Below are 18784 nucleotides of genomic sequence, written 5' to 3' on the forward strand. Positions count from 1 at the left end.
CTCACCAGGAAGACTGCCCATGTCGCTGATGCTGACTCCCGAGAACACCCTGCCCGTCGATGGCGTTGCCGGCACCCTGATTGGTCGTGCCTGGGTACCTGGCCGTATCGCTGGGCCTTCACCCGTGGTGCTGCGCAGCGACGGGGTGTTCGATCTGTCGGAGCGTTTTGCGACATTGAGCGACTTGCTGGAAACAGAATCCCCCCTGGCCGCTGTCAGGCAAACGCCCGGTACCTTCATCGCCAGCGTCGAAGCGTTGCTGGCCAATACCGGCATTGATGCCGACCCGACCAAGCCGTTCCTCTTGCCGCCCCTGGACTTGCAAGTGATCAAGGCCGCCGGCGTGACCTTCGCCGCCAGCATGATCGAGCGGGTGATCGAGGAACAAGCCGGCGGTGACGCGGCAAAGGCCGAGGCCGTCCGTGCCACCGTGCACAGCGTGATCGGCGACAACCTGCGGGCCATCGTGCCGGGGTCCGAGCAAGCCATGCGCCTGAAAGCCTTGCTCATTGAACAGGGCATGTGGTCGCAGTACCTGGAAGTCGGCATCGGCCCGGATGCGGAAATCTTCACCAAGGCACCGGTCCTGGCCGCCGTGGGCAGCGGCAGCCGCATCGGCATTCATCCGATCTCGCAATGGAACAACCCGGAACCGGAAGTGGTGCTGGCGGTGAACAGCCGTGGCCAGATCCACGGCGCCACCCTGGGCAACGACGTCAACCTGCGGGACATCGAAGGCCGCAGTGCGCTGTTGCTGAGCAAGGCCAAGGACAACAACGCGTCTTGCGCCATCGGCCCGTTCATTCGCCTGTTCGACGAACACTTCAGCCTGGATGACGTCCGCGCCTGCGTGGTCGATCTCAAGGTACAAGGCGAAGATGGCTACCGCCTGCACGGTTCGAGTTCCATGAGCCAGATCAGCCGTGACCCGCAGGACCTGGCGGGCCAGACACTCAACGCCAACCACCAATATCCGGACGGGTTTGTGCTGTTTCTCGGTACCCTGTTCGCCCCCACCGAAGACCGCGACCATCCCGGCAGCGGTTTCACCCACAAGCGCGGGGACGTGGTCAGCATCAGCAGCCCGTTGCTTGGCAGCCTGCATAACCAGGTCACCCACAGCTGCGACGCCGCCCCCTGGACCTTTGGTGTCGGTGCCCTGATCCGTAACCTCGCCGCCCGAGGACTGCTGGGCCGCTGACGCCACCACCGTGACCGATTCATCCAATTACAAGAGAGACATGAATCATGAGTGACACGCCTAAACGCCGCCTGCGCAGCGAGCAATGGTTCAATGACCCGGCCCACGCGGACATGACCGCGCTGTATGTCGAACGCTACATGAACTACGGCATGACCCGCGAAGAGCTGCAATCGGGACGCCCGATCATCGGCATCGCCCAGACCGGCAGCGACCTGACGCCCTGCAACCGTCATCACCTGGAACTGGCCCAACGGGTCAAGGCCGGCATCCGCGATGCCGGCGGCATCCCCATGGAATTCCCGGTGCACCCGATCGCCGAACAGTCGCGCCGGCCCACGGCGGCGCTGGACCGCAACCTGGCCTACCTGGGGCTGGTGGAAATCCTTCACGGCTACCCGTTGGATGGCGTGGTGCTCACCACCGGTTGCGACAAGACCACGCCCGCCTGCCTGATGGCGGCGGCGACCACCGACCTGCCCGCCATTGTCCTGTCCGGCGGGCCGATGCTCGACGGCCATCACAAGGGCGAACTGATCGGCTCCGGCACGGTGCTCTGGCATGCGCGCAACCTGATGGCCGCCGGCGAAATCGACTACGAAGGCTTCATGGAAATGACCACCGCGGCCTCGCCCTCGGTGGGTCACTGCAACACCATGGGCACCGCCTTGTCGATGAACGCCCTGGCCGAAGCCTTGGGCATGTCGCTGCCCGGTTGCGCGAGCATCCCGGCGCCCTATCGCGAGCGCGGACAAATGGCCTACGCCACTGGCAAGCGTATCTGCGAATTGGTGCTCCAGGACGTGCGCCCTTCCCAGATCATGACCCGCCAGGCCTTCGAGAACGCCATCGCCGTCGCCTCTGCCCTCGGCGCTTCGAGCAATTGCCCACCGCACTTGATCGCCATCGCCCGGCACATGGGCGTCGAACTGAGCCTGGATGACTGGCAACGAATTGGCGAAGACGTGCCGCTGCTGGTCAATTGCATGCCGGCGGGCAAGTACCTGGGCGAAGGGTTCCATCGGGCCGGCGGCGTGCCCTCGGTCATGCATGAACTGCAAAAAGCCGGACGCCTGCACGAAGACTGCGCCACGGTCAGCGGCAGGACCATCGGCGAAATCGTCAGCAGCAGCCTGACCAGCAACGCCGATGTGATCCATCCCTTCGAGACGCCGCTCAAGCACCGTGCCGGTTTCATCGTGCTCAGCGGCAATTTCTTCGACAGCGCGATCATGAAGATGTCAGTGGTGGGCGAGGCGTTTCGCAAGACCTACCTATCCGAGCCCGGCGCCGAGAACAGTTTCGAAGCCCGGGCCATCGTCTTCGAAGGACCGGAGGATTACCACGCCCGCATCGACGACCCGGCGCTGGACATCGATGAGCGCTGCATCCTGGTCATTCGCGGTGTCGGCACGGTGGGCTACCCCGGCAGCGCGGAGGTGGTGAACATGGCCCCGCCAGCCGCATTGATCAAGCAAGGCATCGACTCCCTGCCCTGCCTGGGCGATGGTCGCCAGAGCGGCACCTCGGCGAGCCCATCGATCCTCAACATGTCCCCTGAAGCGGCTGTGGGTGGCGGCCTGGCGTTGCTGAAAACCAACGACCGGCTGAAAGTGGACCTGAACACTCGCACGGTGAACCTGCTGATCGACGACGAAGAAATGGCCCGGCGCCGACTCGCGTGGACGCCGAACATCCCGCCTTCGCAAACGCCCTGGCAGGAGTTGTACCGGCAACTGGTGGGGCAACTCTCCACCGGGGGCTGCCTGGAGCCGGCGACGTTGCACCTGCGGGTGATTGCTCGTAGTGGTGAGCCGCGTCATTCGCACTGAGTGCGCGATTGTTCACGCACGTTGAATGCAGATGCCAACCCAGAGGGATTTATTCCACGGACCTAAAGGAGAAAGATGCGCGCCAGGGGCCCTCGCCCCTGCCGAATCTTTCACACCCACGGAGTCGATCCATGCCATTTGCCAACTACAAATTTCCCGAAGGAATCCTGGACCACGCGCGCAAGGAAGAGATCATCCACCGCACCACGGAGATGTTCGTCGAATACTTCGGCGAGGGGGTGCGTCCGTTCACCATGGTCCTGGTGGAAGAAGTGTCGGACGGTGGTTGGGGGCGCGCCGATGAAACGCTGACGCTGGAAAAGATGGGGCTGCCGGCCAAAGGGCAATAGCGCTGTTCACTTAAGACCTGTTTGAACCCCTGTGGCCAGAGATTGCTCCCTCGCCACAGGGCGGGTGTTTGGCTGGAACAGTCAGTTCTATGAGCCTCAGAAAAACCTGTGGGAGCGAGCTTGCTCGCGATGCCGGCCATATATTCAATGCCTTCATCGACTGTCATACCGCTATCGCGAGCAAGCTCGCTCCCACAATTGGATTTGCGGCGAAACGCAGGCAACAGGTTCATCGTTTTTCTTAAGCGAATAGTTTTTACAGGGTGGCCCTTGGCTTGAGCCACCCCTCGCCCTGCCTCAGAAATCGACCGTGGCCGACAACTGCAAGGTACGTGGAGAGCCTGGCGAGAAGGCACCATACGAGGCGACGCCCGACCAGTATTCACGGTCAAAGACGTTCTGGACCGTGGCCCTGAATGTCGTCGGTCGACCTTCGATCTTGGTGGCGTAGCGAGCCCCCGCGTCAAAGCGCGTCCAGGCATCCAGCTCCTGGGTGTTGGCCTGGTTCACGTATTGGCTGCTGGTGTAGATCGCACCGCTGGTGAGGGTAAAGCCTTCCACCCACGGGGTGTCCCATTCCGCCCACAGGTTGGCTTGGACGTCTGGCACGCCGACCGGTTTATTGCCACGGTTGGCCACCGTGGCGGAATCCGTCAGTTCGCCGTCGAGCAGTGTCACGCCGCCCATCAGGCGGGTGCCGGGGGCCACTTCGCCGAACACGCTCAACTCCACGCCACGGTTGCGTTGTTCGGCTTGCACCGAGAAGACATTGCCCGCGCCGATTTCGCCACTGGGCTTCTCGATCTGGAACAGCGCCAGGGTGGTCATGAAGGTGCCGTGCTCATACTTGACCCCAACCTCATGCTGCTTGGATTCATAAGGTGCGAACGTTTCGCCGGCATTGCTCGCGGTGCCTGGCGCGACGTCACCTTTACTCAGCCCCTCGACATAGTTGTAGTAGAGCGACACATCTTCCCAAGGCTTGACCACCACGCCGACCATCGGGGTCGTGGCGCTGTCGTCATAACGGGAACTGACCGAACCGGCGGCATTGTAATTACGCGACTCGATGTTCTGCCGGCGCAACCCCAAGGTCAGTTGGACCCGGTCATCCAAGGCCGATAACGTGTCACTCAAGGCAAAACCGGACAACTGCGACTCGGAGACGCGCAACACCTTGGGTGCGTTGATGGCTGGCTTGGCCACGTCCACCGGGTGATAAATGTTCGAAAGGACCGTTGGCCCGTTGGTGATCCCCCGAGACAATTCATCCTGATAAGTGCTCGCCATCAGCGTGGTGGTGTGGGTGACAGGACCGGTGTCGAACACGCCGCGCACGCCCACATCAGCCGTCGAGCGATCCACGTTGAACTTGTAATAGCCCGGTGTGTTGCTGATATCACCGGCATTGTTAAGAATCCTCGGCACCTGGTCCGACATCCGCTTGACGTCCGACCGACCGCCACCGGCATGGGCAAACACCGTGACCGCGTCCGTCAGGTCATATTCGCCACCGAGCAAGGCCGACTGCTCCTTGGTGTCCGACCAACCCCATTTCTGCGACGCGTTGGTTCGGCCGTTGGGGGCCGATGGAATCTCCACGCCAGGCGCGACGGTGAAGGGCCGCGAAGCACCTTCGAAGCTTTCTTTCTGGCTGATGAAGTCGAGGTTCAAGCGCAGGCGCTCACCCCGATAATCGAAGGCGATGGCGCCGATATCGAGCTCGCGCTCCTGATCATCGACGGCCGTGTCGCCCCCCTGGAGGCTGCCGTTGAAGCGCACGCCGAACTGGTTTTCCGCGCCGAATCGGCGGCTGACGTCCAGGTGCCCGCCCACGTAGGAATCAGACGCATAGCTGCCGGTAAAGCGCGTCAGGTCTTCTTCCAGCGGCCGCTTGGGGACGATATTGATCACCCCGCCCACGCCGCTGTTGGGCGACATGCCGTACATCAGCGCACCCGGTCCCTTGAGCACTTCGATCCGTTCGGCATAGTCGGTGAACACCCGATAGTTGGGCGCCACACCGTAGACACCGTCGTAGGCCAGTTCGCCAAGGTTGCCCTCGCCGATGGGAAAACCACGGATAAAAAACGAATCGACGATGCCGCCCACCTGGCCCGTCGATCGCACCGAAGGGTCGCGTTGCAAGGCATCGGCCGCGGTCACGGTTTGCAGGTCGGCCAGGGTCTTGGCGGTGTAGCTGGTCACGCTGAATGGCGTGTCCATCACGTCCTTGTTGCCCATCATCCCCAGGCGCGCGCCACGCGCCACTTGACCACCGGCCAGCTCGGCCGGCAGGGCGCTCGGGTTGTCGTGGGTGCCGGTGATGTTGGTGGCGTCAAGGGTCAAGCCTGGGCCGTTGTCGACCGCAGGGACGTCCGAGGTTTGCTCGGCGGCGGGCTTTTGGCCGGGGGTTGCCGCCCAGGCGGTGGCGCTTCCTGCGACCAGCATGAAACTCAGGGTGGCGGTACGAATCGCGAGGGATAACGCAGACTCACCACAAGGTCGACGTGCAACAGACATGGCTTAAGGATCCTTTCCGACGAGAGAAAATGGTAATCACTCCTATTGCCAGTCGACCTGCGGAAAAGTATCACCCCCCGGCGGTTATTTTTTTCAGCCGGCCCCCGAACGCTCGGGCACACAGCCGCTGTTGCGCTATCGACGCCTTGCAACCTTTCGTGCAGCCGGGCATCTTGCCGACCGAGTCATCGCCCGCAGCACACCCACCCGCTTGCCAGCGATTAACCACCGAGGTCGAGTCATGTCCCACGCAGGTGCCCTCCAGGGTTCGAACGTCAGAGTCCTGGTTTCCCTTCTGTTCGCGATCCAGCTCATTTCCATGGGCGCGATGGAAATGAGCGGGCCGTTCTGGCCGGTGCACCTGCGCGGGCTGACGTCATCGGAGTCGGTTTTCAGCTTCGCCAGCATCGCCGTGTATGTCGGGCCGATGCTGGGCATTATCCTGACCAGCGCGTTCTGGGGCCGTATCGGCGATCGCTACGGCCATAAGCTGATGATGATCCGCGCCCTGGCGGGCTTGTCGCTGACCCAGCTCGGGCTGGCGCTGAGCAGTGACATCTGGGTCATCCTGATCCTGCGTTTCCTGCAAGGCGCCTTTGCCGGTTACATCGCCCCGGCGCAGGCCTACGGCGTCAGCATCGAAGCCCCGTCACGTCGAGCGCGGCTGTTCGCGATCCTGCAAATATCCACCAACGTCGGCTCATTGCTCGGCGCGGTGGTCGGGGGGCTGATCCTCGACTACGCCACGTTCTTCTGGATCAACATCATCGCCTCGGCCTTGTGCGCGGTGTGCACGGTGGTCGCCGCGATGACCTTGCCGGACGTGCCACCGGTGACGAAATCCGCGACCGGCCAACCCCCGGCGGCGACCCGTCGTACCGACAGCGTCAGGCAAGGCACACCGTTACTGTCGTTGCTGTGCGTCATGGGCATCCTGCTGTTGGCGCGGATGCTGCCGCAGACGTCCTTCTCCTTGTACGTAAGCTCGGTATTCGACGTCAGCCACTCGGTGGTCGGCCTCTGCTACGGCTTGCTGGCGCTGGGTTTCATCCTCTCGGCCACGGCCTGGTCGCGCTATTTCGAGCACCGTACCCAGCAGGACACCTTGCACCGCATTCTCTACGTCGTGCTCGGTTGCATCGCCCTGACCGCCCTGGCAGGGACTACGCGCAACGCCATCGTTTTTGTCGTCGCCTACTTCATCTGGGGGGTGCTGCTGGGCGCCACCACGCCGGTGCTGATGGCGCTGATCTCGAAATCCGCCGCCAGCTCGCGACAAGGCCAGGTGCTGGGCATTGCCCAGGGCACCGCCCAATTCGCGTCGATCGCGGGCATTTCCGCCGGTGGGTTGCTCAGCCAGGTCTACGGCTTGCAGTACACCTACCTGTTCGTTTGCCTGGCTTATGGGTTGGCACTGATTCCCGTCGTCGCGTTGCGATACTGGCCGATAAACCCGTCGCCTACCTGAAACAGGGTTGTCGAATGCCGCTTGCGTCCCGGACAAGTTGTCCTTTAGCATTGGGAATACTTCTCAATTGCAAAAAAACGCAGCCATGAGCGAAACCCTGCCCGCGAACAACGACCATCATCTGCGCGTGATCGAAGCGCTGTACGCCGGCCATCATGGCTGGCTGTACGCCACGTTGAAGAAGAAACTGGGCAACGCCATGGATGCTGCCGACCTGGCCCAAGACACCTTCACGCGCATTCTCGCCTCCCAAGTCACCGTCATTGACCAGCCCCGGGCCTACCTGAGCTGCGTCGCCAAGGGCATTCTCATCAACTGGTATCAGCGCAAGGCCCTGGAACGCGCCTACCTGGAAGCGCTCGCGCATTTGCCGGCCCAGGAAGTGCCGTCTCCTGAATTGCGCTTCCTGGTGCTGGAAACCCTGCACGAAATCGACGCCATGCTCGACACGCTGCCGGCGCCGGTCAAACGGGCCTTCCTGCTGTCGCAGATCGGCGGCCTGAAATACGACGACATCGCCCAACAGCTGGACGTCTCGCTGATCACGGTCAAGCGCTACATGAAGCAGGCGTTCGTGCAGTGCCTGATGCTGGTGGAATGAATGCTCACCCGACGTCATGAGCCGCCGCTCGATCCCAAGGTCCTCGAAGAAGCCGCTGAGTGGCTGATGCGCTTGAGTGAGCGCGACCTCAGCGACAGCGAGCGCGCCGAGTGGGAATGCTGGAGAGCCAGCAGCCCCGAGCGCGGCCGGGCCTGGTCCCGTGCGCAAGTGCTGCAAGGCAAGCTCGGCGGTTTGCCACGCTCGCTGGCGATGTCGGCGCTGGATCGCCCGAGCAGCCCCGAACGGCGCACGGCCCTTGGCAAACTGGCGTTGCTGCTGGCCGTGGTGCCTGCCGGTTGGGGCAGTTGGAAACTGGCGCAATCGCAGCAATGGTCCGCCGACTATCGCACCGCCGTGGGCGAGCGTCGCGAGCTGACCCTGGCCGACGGTTCCCACATCACCCTCAATACCGACACGGCCATCGACGTGCTGTTCGACACCCGGCAGCGGCTCATCCAGGTGCGCGAAGGGGAAATCCTGGTGCAGACCGCACCGGATGCTTCACCCCAGGCGCGACCGTTCCTGGTCAGTACCCGTGAGGGGCGGATGCAGGCCCTGGGCACGCGGTTCACCGTGCGCCAATTGCCATCGACCACCCATCTGGCGGTACTCGAGGGCGCTGTGCGGATTGAATTGGCCGAGGCTCGCCAGGCCGCGCCGCTCGTTGTCAACGCCGGGCAGCGCACTGACTTCTCGGCACAGGCCTTCGGCCCGTTGAGCCCGGCAGACCGCAACGTCGGCGCCTGGACCCAAGGCATGCTGATGGCCGACAAGATGCGCCTGGCGGACTTCGTCGCCGAGCTGGCCCGCTATCGCCGGGGCTTCGTGCGTTGCGACCCGGCCATTGCCGAACTGCGAGTTTCCGGCGCCTTTCCCATCAGCGATACCCAGCGCACGCTCAATATGCTGGCGCAAACCTACCCGATCCTGGTCAGCGGCCATTTGAGCGGTTATTGGGTGACGCTCTCCCCCGCCTGACCCCGCAAAAAAAATTGCTGCCCTTGGTGATACTTTTTTCGATCTCAACTGGCAAAGAAAGGAATAACCATTTCATCTCGTCCATAGGGTCATCCATCCATGCTCGTTGCACGGCCCCTGCATTCGGATCGTCCGTCCAAGCTCGTCATGCGCAGTGTGCTGTTGAGCCTTGCCTTGGGCACGGTCACCGGGTCGTTCGCCTTGGCCGCCGTGCCCGCGCAACTGGAAGCCATCGCCCCGCGGGCCTATGACATCGCCCCCGGGCCGCTCGGCGCCGCCCTGTCGAGCTTTGCGATCACCGCTGGCATTGCCTTGTCGTTCCAGCCGTCGATCACCGAGGGGCTGCTCAGTCCGGGACTGTCCGGCACTTATCCGGCAGCGCAAGCGCTCACACGCCTGCTGGGTGACAGCGGTGTGGAGATGATTGCCCGCGACGATGGCAGCTACACCCTGGTGCTGCGCCAAGTGTCCCTGCCGGAGATCAACGTCGGTGCCGCCGGCAGACCCAGTACCGACTTGCCACCCACCGACGCCAGCGGCCAGGTCGCCCGCGGAGCACGCCTCGGCCTGCTGGGCAACGCCGATGTGATGGATGCGCCGTTCAGCGTCAGCAGCTACACCTCGACGATGATCAACGATCAACAGGCGGTCACCGTGGGCGATTTGCTGGAGCGTGATGCTTCGGTGCGCGCCACTGGCCAGGCGGGCGGCATTGTCGACTCGTTCTTCATCCGCGGTTTTCCGCTGGGGGAAGGCAATCTCGGTGAGTTGGCGTTCGACGGTGTGTATGGCGTGGCGTCCAACTACCGGGTGTTCACCGATTACGCCGAGCGTATCGAACTGGTCAAGGGCCCCGCCGCCCTGCTGTATGGCATGTCACCCAACAGCGCCGTGGGCGGCGTGATCAACGTGGTCCCCAAGCGCGCCCTCGATGAGGACCTGACCCGATTCACCAGCCGCTACGCCACGGATTCGCAACTGGGCGGCCACCTCGACGTCAGCCGGCGTTTTGGTGAAGAGCGCCGGTTCGGGATCAGGTTCAACGGCAGCCTGCAGCAGGGCGACACGGCCATCGACAAGCAGTCCCGAGAGGTCGGTACCGGCGCCATCTCCCTGGATTACCAAGGGGATCGCCTGCGCACGAGCCTGGACCTGATCAATCAAAAGGAAGCCTTCGACGCCGCATCGCGGCCCTTCAGGATTGCCCCCGGCGTGCAGATTCCCTCGGCCGCCAACGGCCGGACCAGTGTCAGCCAGGATTGGGGCCGCTCCCAAGCCCGGGACAAGTCGGCGTTGCTGAGTGGCGAATATGACCTCAGCGACCAACTGACGCTGTTTGCCCACGCCGGTGGCGGAAAATCCGAGGTCGAGCGCATGTCCGACCAGACCCCGACCATCATCAACGCGGCCGGCGACACGTCATCAGATCCCGGCTATTACCAATTCAAGGTCCGGCGCTACACCGTCGACGCCGGCGCACGCCTGGGCTTCGACACCGGGCCGGTCAGTCACCGCGCGGTGCTGCAAGTCAGCCGTTATCGCGACGAGTTGTCCCGGGGCATTATTTCCGGCCCCGCCATCCTCTCGAACATCTATCACCCGATCGACCGGCCCCGGCCCAACCTCGCCGAACCCAACACCCCGAAAGTCTACGAGAGCCAATTGTCCGGCGTCGCCCTGGCCGACACCCTGTCGGTGCTCGATGAACGCCTGCAAGTCACCCTCGGGCTGCGCAGGCAGAACGTCCAGTCGGAAAACTTCAGCACCACCGTTGCCATCCCGTCCTACGACAAAAGCAAAACCACGCCGCTGCTCGGTATCGTTGCCAAGCCCTGGGAGCATGTCGCGCTGTACTACAACTACATCGAAGGCCTGAGCAAGGGCGACATTGCGCCGTCCGCTGCAACCAACGCGGATGAGGTTTTCTCACCCTACATCTCCCGCCAGCAGGAGATCGGTATCAAGCTCGACTACGACCGTTTCATGGCCACGCTGGCGCTGTTCCAGATCAAGAAACCCAGCGGTGAATTGTCGAACAGGGTGTTTTCGGTCCAGGCCCAGCAACGCAACCGTGGCGTGGAACTGAACCTGTCCGGCGAGGTGGCCCGAGGCACGCGCCTGCTCGGTGGCGTGACGCTGCTCGATGGGGAGCTGACCCGCACTGTCGTGGCCGCCAACCGCGGCAACACCCCGGTGGGCGTGCCCAAGGTCCAGGCCAACCTCTGGGCCGAATGGGACACCCCGGGCATCGACGGGCTGACGTTGACCAGCGGCGCGATCTACACCGCCAGCCAGTACGTCGACCAGGCCAACACCCAGGCACTGGATGCCTGGACCCGCTTCGATGTCGGCGCCCGCTATGCCACGCGCATCGCCGAGCGGCCCACGACTTTTCGCGCCACGGTGCAGAACGTGTTTGATCGCGCCTACTGGTCGGGGGTTGCCTCCTATGGTGCGTTTTCCCAAGGCGCACCGCGCACGCTGCTGTTGTCCGCCACCGTTGATTTCTGAAACCCGCAGGCCGGGACGGCGGTTTGCGCCGTTGTCCCGGTCGGCTTCCGTAAAGGCCTGAACCATGGTTACCGTTTTGCGTCATCACACGCTCGCCATCCTGCTGTTCGCCGGGTGGCTCGGCTTGTCGTTGTTTTCCCTGGCGCCACGCAACGCTGTCGCCGCCGAGACGGATCCGGCCCTGGGCAGCGTGACCGATCTGCTCGGGCGCCAGGTCAAGGTGCACCTCCCGGTCCGGCGGGTGATCCTCGGCGAAGGTCGCCAGTTGTACCTGGTGGCGGCGCTGGACACGCAAAACCCCATCGAACGCATCGTTGGTTGGCGCAAGGACCTGATCCAGTCCGATCCGGACACCTACGGCGCCTACCTGCGCAAATATCCCGACATCGCCAAGATCCCGACCTTCGGTGGCTTCGAGGACGGCACCTTCGACATCGAGCAGGCGATTTCCCAGCGTCCGGATGTGATCATCCTCAATATCGAAGCCCAGCACGCCACCGAGGATGCGCGCTACATCGAAAAGCTCGACGCCTTGGGCATCCCGGTGGTCTACGTCGACTTTCGCAACAACCCGATGCAGAACACCGAGCCGACCATGCGCCTGTTCGGCCAATTGTTCGGCAAGCAAGCCCGGGCCGAGGCGTTCATCGACTTTCGCAACCAGCAGATTCGACGCGTCACCGACGTCATCGAGGCGCGCCACCCGGCCCGGCCAAAGGTCTTCATCGAGCGCATCGGCGGCTACACCGATGATTGCTGCCTGAGCTTCGGCAACGAGAACTTCGGCCTGTTCGTCGAAATGGCCGGTGGCGACAACATTGCCAAAGGCATCATCCCCACCACGTTCGGCCAGTTGAACGCCGAGCAAGTGGTGGTCGCCAACCCGGCGCAGGTGGTGGTCACCAGTGCCAACTGGGAAGCCTTTGCCCCTGGCGGCCATTGGGTCGGCGTCGGCCCGGGGGCGGACCTGGCCCAAGCCAGGCAAAAACTGGCGTGGTACACCCAGCGGCCGGCCTATGCCGGCATCAAGGCTCAGGACGACCAGGCGTTCCACGCCATCTGGCACCAGTTCTACAACAGCCCCTATCAGTTCGTCGCCATCCAGCAATTGGCCAAATGGTTTCACCCCACGTTGTTTGCCGACCTGGACCCGGACGCCTCGTTCCGCCAATTGCACGAGCAGTTCCTGCCGGTCCCTTATGAACCGGGCTACGCCGTCAGCCTGCGCCAGGCCGAGGACAAGCCATGACCACGCTGAACGAAACCCTGGTGATGCAACGTGACACCTACCGACGCCTGGTGCTGCGCAAGCGGCTTATCCTTGGCGGGCTCGCGCTGCTGCTGATCTGCAGCGTGCTGCTTGACCTGGCCCTCGGGCCGGCGCGCTACAGCCTCGACGAAGTGCTCGGCGCGCTGTTTTCACCGGACAGCGCATCGCCCCAGGTCCGCGTGGTGATGTGGGATATCCGCCTGCCCGTGGCGCTGATGGCCGTTGCGGTCGGTGCGGCGTTGTCCCTGGCCGGCGCGCAGATGCAGACGATCCTCAACAACCCGCTGGCCAGTCCGTTCACCCTGGGCATTTCCGCCGCCGCCAGTTTCGGTGCTGCCATGGGCCTGGCATTTGGCGTGGCCTTGTTCCCGTTGGCGGCGCAGTACATGGTGCCGCTGAACGCGTTCATCATGGCCATGCTGTCGGCCTTGCTGATCCACTTCCTGAGCCTGCGCCGTGGTGTCACTGCCGAGACCATCGTGCTGCTCGGCATCGCCCTGGTGTTCACCTTCAACGCGCTGCTGGCACTGGTGCAATTCTTTGCCACCGAGCAAGCCGTGGCCGCCGTGGTGTTCTGGACAATGGGCAGCCTGACCAAAGCCACCTGGCCCAAGCTCGGGGTGATCTGCCTGGTGATCCTGGTCACCCTGCCGATTTTCGCCCGGCGTGCCTGGGCCTTGACCGCGCTACGCCTGGGAGACGACAAGGCCGCGAGTTTCGGCATCAACGTGCGCAGCCTGCGCTTTCAAACGCTGATCATGGTCAGCCTGCTCGCCTCGTTCCCGGTGGCCTTTGTCGGCACCATCGGCTTCATCGGCCTGGTCGGACCGCACATCGCACGAATGCTGATCGGTGAAGACCAGCGGTTCTTCCTGCCGGCGTCCCTGCTGACCGGCGCACTGATTCTGTCCGCCAGTTCGGTGATCAGCAAAACCCTGATTCCCGGGGCGATTTTCCCCATCGGCGTGGTGACGTCGCTGATCGGCGTGCCCTTCTTCATATCCTTGATTCTCGGCGGAAAGAAAAACTCATGGTAACGATCCGGCTGGAGAATCTCGGCGCACGCTACGGCCAGCGCACGGTCATTCACGGCGTGACCACGGCAGCCTTTGTCGGCGGCCAGGTGGTGGCGGTGGTCGGCCCCAACGCAGCGGGCAAATCCACTTTGTTCAAGCGCATGGCCGGCTTGATCGACGGCCCCGGGCAAGTGGTTCTGGAAGACTCGAAAAAGGGACCGCAGGGCATCAGCTACATGCCCCAAGGCTTGAACGCCAGCGCCCGGTTGACGGTGTACGAGTCGGTGTTGCTGGCGCGAAAGCAGCTTACGCCGGGCTGGGTCGTCCACGATGATGAACTGAAGTTGGTGGATGACATTCTCGCCGCGCTGGGCATCACCGAACTGTCGTTCCGTAATCTCGGCGAGCTCAGCGGCGGACAGCAGCAACTGGTGTCGATCGCCCAGACCCTGGTGCGCGAACCGGAAATCCTGCTGATGGATGAACCGACCAGCGCCCTGGACATGCACCGGCAAGTCCAGGTGCTGAACTTCATGCGGGCCCTGGCGCGCAAACGCCAGGTCATTGTGTTCATCGCCATCCATGACCTGAACCAGGCGCTGCGCTTTGCCGACCAGGTGCTGGTCATCGCCGACGGCACCGCCCAGGGCAGCGGCCCAAGCGCCGAGGTGATCAGCGAATCGATGCTGCGCAAGGTCTACAAGGTCGAGGCGCGGATCGAGCAATGCAGCCGCGGCGAGCTCCATATCCTGATCGACGACATCGTCTGAGCGCACACCCGGGCCTTGCGTCGAAGGCCCGAGGTTGCAAGAGCTAGGCGACTTTGAAGCGATTGACCAACTGTTGCTGGTGCTCGGCCAGGCGCGCCAGTTCCTGGCTGGTGATGGCCGTCTGCTCGGCGCCGGCACTCACTTGGATCACCAGGTCGTTGATCTCGTTCACGTTGCGATTGATGTCTTCGGACACCGCGCTCTGCTCTTCGGCCGCGGAGGCGATCTGGATGTTACGGTCGCTGATCGTCGCCACCCCCTCGGCGATCTCCACCAGCAACTCCCCCGCGCGCTCGACTTTGCTCGCCCCGTCCTGGGCCTTGTCCAGGGTCTGCTGCATGGACAGCGCCGCACGATCCGAACCGGCCTGCAGGTTGCTGATCATCTGTTGAATGTTGCCCGTGGACTCCTGGGTCTTTTGTGCCAGGGTGCGCACTTCGGAGGCGACCACCGCAAAACCGCGGCCATGGTCACCGGCCCGCGCCGCTTCAATCGCCGCATTGAGCGCCAACAGATTGGTCTGTTCGGCAATGCCGCGAATCACATCGAGCACCGAGGAAATGGCATCGCTTTCCAGCTTGAGATCATCAATGATTTGCGCGGTCTCCTCGGCCTGCCCGGACAATTGGCGGATCAGCCCGATGGTGCTTTCGATTTCCACGCGCCCTTGGGCCGTGCTGAGGTTGACCTGTTGCGACATGTGCGCCGCATCGTTGGTACTTTGCGCCACCTCGCGCACCGTGGCGCTCATCTGATTGATCGCCGTGGCCACCAGCTCGGTGCCTTGGCGCTGTTGCTCGACACTCATGCTGGTCTGGACCGTCACCGTGGAAGACTCTTGCGCGGCGGTGGCCACTTGCGCCGTGGCGTTGCCGATTTCCTGCACGATCTCGCTGATCTCCTGCGCCATGCGATTGAGGTTGCGCGAGATCTGGCCGAACTCATCGCGGCCTTCATAGGTGGCCCTGGCGGTGAGGTCACGCTGTGCCAGGCCGTTCAGGGCCTGGTTCACATCGCGCACCGCCAGATCAATCAGGCGGATGATCACATACGACAACACCGTCACCGCCAGCAGCGCCACGACGACCGCAGCGACGGTCAGCCACAACGCACGACTTGCTTCATCGCGGCCGTGAATCGCCAAGCGGCTGATGCTTTGACCGAGGGCGTCTTCCACCTGGCTCATCATATCGATGCGCTGAGTGGAGAGTTCAAACCAGGCCTCTGGCTTGATGCCCAGCGACTGGCCCAATGGCACTTCGAAAGCCAGGCGCTGCAACTTACCGACTTCGACCGCAGCGGGCTTGAGCATCTGCTCGGTGAACTGTTGAAGCAAGACGGGTTGGGCCTGGCGGCGGAACGCGTCGGAATACGCAGAGAACTCACCAAGATTGCGGCTAAAGCGCGACAACAAGGTCTCATCGAAACGATCCTGGCTGAATACCAGGCCCAGCACGACCCGTTCGCGTCCGGCCCGCTCTTTCATCTCGATAAACTGATTGAGGGCATTGAGCGCATGAACAATGGTGGCGTTGTTGATCGTCGCTTCCAAAGAGTGGGTATAGCCCATGAGCGCTTGAATGATCTCGGTATAACGAACACCGGATTCGGTGCTGCTGATACCCAACTTATCCACTTGCCCACGAATGACGGGCAACTGGTCCAGTGCTTGGAGAACATTGTCCAATTGCGCACTGTCCGACCCAGACAACCCACGCACCACCTTGGCCGAGGCATTGGAATCCTGGCGCGCCTGGGCCATCCGTTCACCCATGGACTTGCCGCCGCTGCCCAGGAAAACCCCGCTGGCGCCGCGCTCGCGCTGCAATACCGTGATCAGTTGACTCAACTTCTGTGCCGTGGCGCTGGCGGCGACCGTGGCGTCCATATCGCGCAGGGTCTTGTAGTTGTCCACGATAAAGACGCCGGCCAAGGACAAGAATCCCAACAGGGGAAGTAGCAGGATCAATAAAAGTTTCAGACGCAGCGGTGCATTCCTGAGCATTTCCGTTCAAGCCTCATTTCATATTGAATTAATGACGCGTGAACTTGTTGTATGAGGGTTGTTATACACGCTGACGTGGGGCGATCTTAACGCAATACCAAATAGCCATCACCCCTGTTATTGCTCCGCTTGGCACTTATAACGGTCATGAAGCGGGAATGTTTATTTGCCTTGATCAGGATCAAGTTTTCGACAGATAACGGTAAGCATCCAAACATGGAACTACCAGCCGAGCTGCTTGTTGAAACCCAGGGCGTCATAGTAGTCGTGCTGCGTGAGAATCTTGCCCTCCTTGAGCCGGATGAAACTCACCCCCTTGAAGCTGAGGGGGCGCTGGGTGGCTGGGGTCTCGGTGCTCCAAGGCCCGGTATTGTGCCCTTTGAATTCCCATTCGAAGGCAATGCTGTCACCGTTGATGATCGGCTCGCCCAGCATCGTCCATTGCAGATCCGGCACTGCGCGCATGAACACTTCGATCACCTGGGTCTTGGCATTTTCCCGGCCGACCTGGGGTGTTCCCACCGAGGCGTCGAGAAACTCACCGTCCTCGGCGAAGTACTTCGCCGCAGCCTCCGCATCACGAGCGCTCCAAGCCTTCATGTAGTCATGGATCACGCCCAGGGTATCGTTTTGACTGGCCGCCAAAACCCCATGGCTGGCCAGAATCAGGAGCAACCCCAACAGCATCGAATGGATTCGAGACGTCATAAAATGTTCACCTTTTCTCATCAGAGGAATTTGCCTGCCGCGCCCGGCGGCAGGCCGTCATGTTCCTAGGCTTTTTTCCAGGCATCGGACGCCGGAGCGGTACCCTTCTCGTAGGGACGAAACACGACCATGTAGACGAGGCCGACGAGAATCACGATGGCGCCGACCAACACGATGCCGTAGTTCACGTACCAAGGCGCATCTGGCGTACGCGGCCAGGACATATTGACGATGGCGAACAAGCCATAGCAGAGCGCAGCGATGTTCACCGGCCAGCCCCAACGTCCCAAGGTGAACTGGCCCTTGGGTGTCCAGCCCCGGAGACGGGCATACATCACTCCCCCGACGATCATCTGGAACGCCAGGTAGATACCGATGGCGGCAAAACTCACCACCAGCGCGATGGCGTTCTGAAGATAAAAGCCGACACACACGATGATTGCCGGCAGCACCCCGCAGACCATCAGGGCGGCAGTCGGCACATGGGTCGTCGGGGAGAGTTTCTTCAGCACACCACTGCCCATGAGCATTTCGTCTCGAGCGTAGGCATACAACAAGCGGCTGGCGGATGCCTGCAAGCTCAGCACACAGGAAACGAACGAGACCGTGATCACCGCCATGACCACACGGGACATGACCGGACCGAACGCCGCGCCAAATATCGTGGCCATGGGATCCTTGTCCTGCCCGGAGACAACGGCGGCAATATCAGGCACGGCCAGGATCAAGGCCAGGGCGGCGAAGATCGAAGCAGCACCGCCGATCCAGATCGTCATTCGCATGGCCTTGGGGACCTGACGGCTAGGATTGGGCGTTTCCTCGGCGACATCGCCGCAGGCTTCAAAACCATAATAGAGGAACATCCCCGCCAGTGACGCGGCCAGGAAGGCCGGCCAGTACTCCCCATCGATGGAAATATCGAACGTGTCGAACAACACGCTCAAGGGCTGGTGGCGCTCGAAAATCAGCAAATAGCCGCCGATCAGCAAAGCCCCGACCAGCTCACACAGAAAACCGAACATCGCCACCCGCGCCAGCAGCTTGGTGCCGCTAAGGTTCAGGACCGTCGCGGCGGCGGTCAGGACCAGCGCAACCAAGGTATTAGTGACCGGCGACGACTCGAAACCCAGCAGGTTGGCAATGTAGGGACCAGCGCCCAGGGCTACGGCAGCAATGGTCACGCACAAAGAAATGGCGTAGATCCAGCCGACCATCCAGGCCCATTTTTTCCCCACCAGGCGGCGAGCCCACGGATAGACACCGCCGGAAATGGGGTACTGGGACACCACTTCGCAAAAAATCAGGCACACCAGCATTTGCCCGAACCCCACCAGCAGGTAGGACCAGAACATCGGCGGCCCGCCCGCTGCCAGGCACAGGCCGAACAACGTATAGACGCCGACCACTGGCGATAAGTAAGTGAAACCGAGGGCAAAGTTCTGCCAGAGGCTCATGCTACGTTCGAAATTCGAGGTGTACCCCAGGGCACGGAGTTGCTCCGCGTCCTGGTCCACGGCTGCCGTGGAGCTTATCGAGCTGTTCATTGCGCCA

The 18784-nt window shown here is 62.4% G+C and carries 14 protein-coding genes; 10 read left to right on the plus strand and 4 right to left on the minus strand.

Annotated features, from left to right (window positions below; genetic code table 11):
* Positions 1-19 precede the first annotated feature (19 nt).
* The 3 genes from ACIPQ1_RS12140 to ACIPQ1_RS12150 all read left to right on the plus strand — a co-directional run bounded on the left by ACIPQ1_RS12140 (position 20) and on the right by ACIPQ1_RS12150 (position 3383).
* Positions 20-1201 carry a fumarylacetoacetate hydrolase family protein gene (locus ACIPQ1_RS12140; RefSeq protein WP_411384941.1) on the plus strand — a complete coding sequence of 394 codons (1182 nt, stop codon included), beginning with the start codon at positions 20-22 and terminating at the stop codon, positions 1199-1201.
* Between the two features lie 47 nt (positions 1202-1248).
* Complete coding sequence (locus tag ACIPQ1_RS12145; protein WP_446534180.1) at positions 1249-3033, plus strand: IlvD/Edd family dehydratase; 1785 nt, start codon at positions 1249-1251, stop codon at positions 3031-3033.
* 131 nt (positions 3034-3164) lie between these two features.
* The gene (locus ACIPQ1_RS12150; protein ID WP_250964823.1) at positions 3165-3383 is read left to right on the plus strand and encodes a tautomerase family protein; all 219 of its coding nucleotides are present in this window, start codon (positions 3165-3167) and stop codon (positions 3381-3383) included.
* Positions 3384-3680: 297 nt separating this feature from the next.
* Here the strand turns inward: ACIPQ1_RS12150 and ACIPQ1_RS12155 are convergent, their stop codons facing one another.
* Complete coding sequence (locus tag ACIPQ1_RS12155) at positions 3681-5906, minus strand: TonB-dependent receptor (protein ID WP_446534181.1); 2226 nt, start codon at positions 5904-5906, stop codon at positions 3681-3683.
* 241 nt (positions 5907-6147) lie between these two features.
* Between ACIPQ1_RS12155 and ACIPQ1_RS12160 the strand changes: the two genes are divergently transcribed.
* The 7 genes from ACIPQ1_RS12160 to ACIPQ1_RS12190 all read left to right on the plus strand — a co-directional run bounded on the left by ACIPQ1_RS12160 (position 6148) and on the right by ACIPQ1_RS12190 (position 14520).
* The gene (locus ACIPQ1_RS12160) at positions 6148-7374 is read left to right on the plus strand and encodes an MFS transporter (RefSeq protein ID WP_250964821.1); all 1227 of its coding nucleotides are present in this window, start codon (positions 6148-6150) and stop codon (positions 7372-7374) included.
* 85 nt (positions 7375-7459) lie between these two features.
* Complete coding sequence (locus tag ACIPQ1_RS12165) at positions 7460-7975, plus strand: sigma-70 family RNA polymerase sigma factor (RefSeq protein ID WP_186705849.1); 516 nt, start codon at positions 7460-7462, stop codon at positions 7973-7975.
* The gene (locus tag ACIPQ1_RS12170) at positions 7976-8953 is read left to right on the plus strand and encodes a FecR domain-containing protein (protein WP_446534182.1); all 978 of its coding nucleotides are present in this window, start codon (positions 7976-7978) and stop codon (positions 8951-8953) included.
* Between the two features lie 99 nt (positions 8954-9052).
* Positions 9053-11464 (plus strand): TonB-dependent siderophore receptor, encoded by a 2412-nt coding sequence (locus ACIPQ1_RS12175; protein ID WP_446534183.1) that lies wholly within the window; start codon positions 9053-9055, stop codon positions 11462-11464.
* Positions 11465-11528: 64 nt separating this feature from the next.
* The gene (locus ACIPQ1_RS12180) at positions 11529-12713 is read left to right on the plus strand and encodes an ABC transporter substrate-binding protein (protein ID WP_250964818.1); all 1185 of its coding nucleotides are present in this window, start codon (positions 11529-11531) and stop codon (positions 12711-12713) included.
* The gene (locus tag ACIPQ1_RS12185; RefSeq protein WP_411384946.1) at positions 12710-13771 is read left to right on the plus strand and encodes a FecCD family ABC transporter permease; all 1062 of its coding nucleotides are present in this window, start codon (positions 12710-12712) and stop codon (positions 13769-13771) included. Before ACIPQ1_RS12180 ends, ACIPQ1_RS12185 begins: the two co-directional genes overlap by 4 nt.
* Entirely contained in the window at positions 13765-14520 is a 756-nt protein-coding gene (locus tag ACIPQ1_RS12190; protein ID WP_250964816.1) for an ABC transporter ATP-binding protein, read from the plus strand. Before ACIPQ1_RS12185 ends, ACIPQ1_RS12190 begins: the two co-directional genes overlap by 7 nt.
* A 43-nt stretch (positions 14521-14563) precedes the next feature.
* Here the strand turns inward: ACIPQ1_RS12190 and ACIPQ1_RS12195 are convergent, their stop codons facing one another.
* From ACIPQ1_RS12195 to ACIPQ1_RS12205, 3 genes are all read right to left on the minus strand, one after another.
* Positions 14564-16525, minus strand: coding sequence for a methyl-accepting chemotaxis protein (locus ACIPQ1_RS12195; RefSeq protein ID WP_411384947.1), 1962 nt, complete (start codon positions 16523-16525; stop codon positions 14564-14566).
* Positions 16526-16747: 222 nt separating this feature from the next.
* Positions 16748-17212, minus strand: a complete 465-nt coding sequence (locus ACIPQ1_RS12200; RefSeq protein WP_446534269.1) for an ester cyclase — start codon at positions 17210-17212, stop codon at positions 16748-16750.
* 86 nt (positions 17213-17298) lie between these two features.
* The gene (locus tag ACIPQ1_RS12205; RefSeq protein ID WP_434576224.1) at positions 17299-18777 is read right to left on the minus strand and encodes an APC family permease; all 1479 of its coding nucleotides are present in this window, start codon (positions 18775-18777) and stop codon (positions 17299-17301) included.
* Between the last annotated feature and the right edge of the window lie 7 nt (positions 18778-18784).

Source organism: Pseudomonas sp. LARHCG127, from assembly GCF_052871455.1.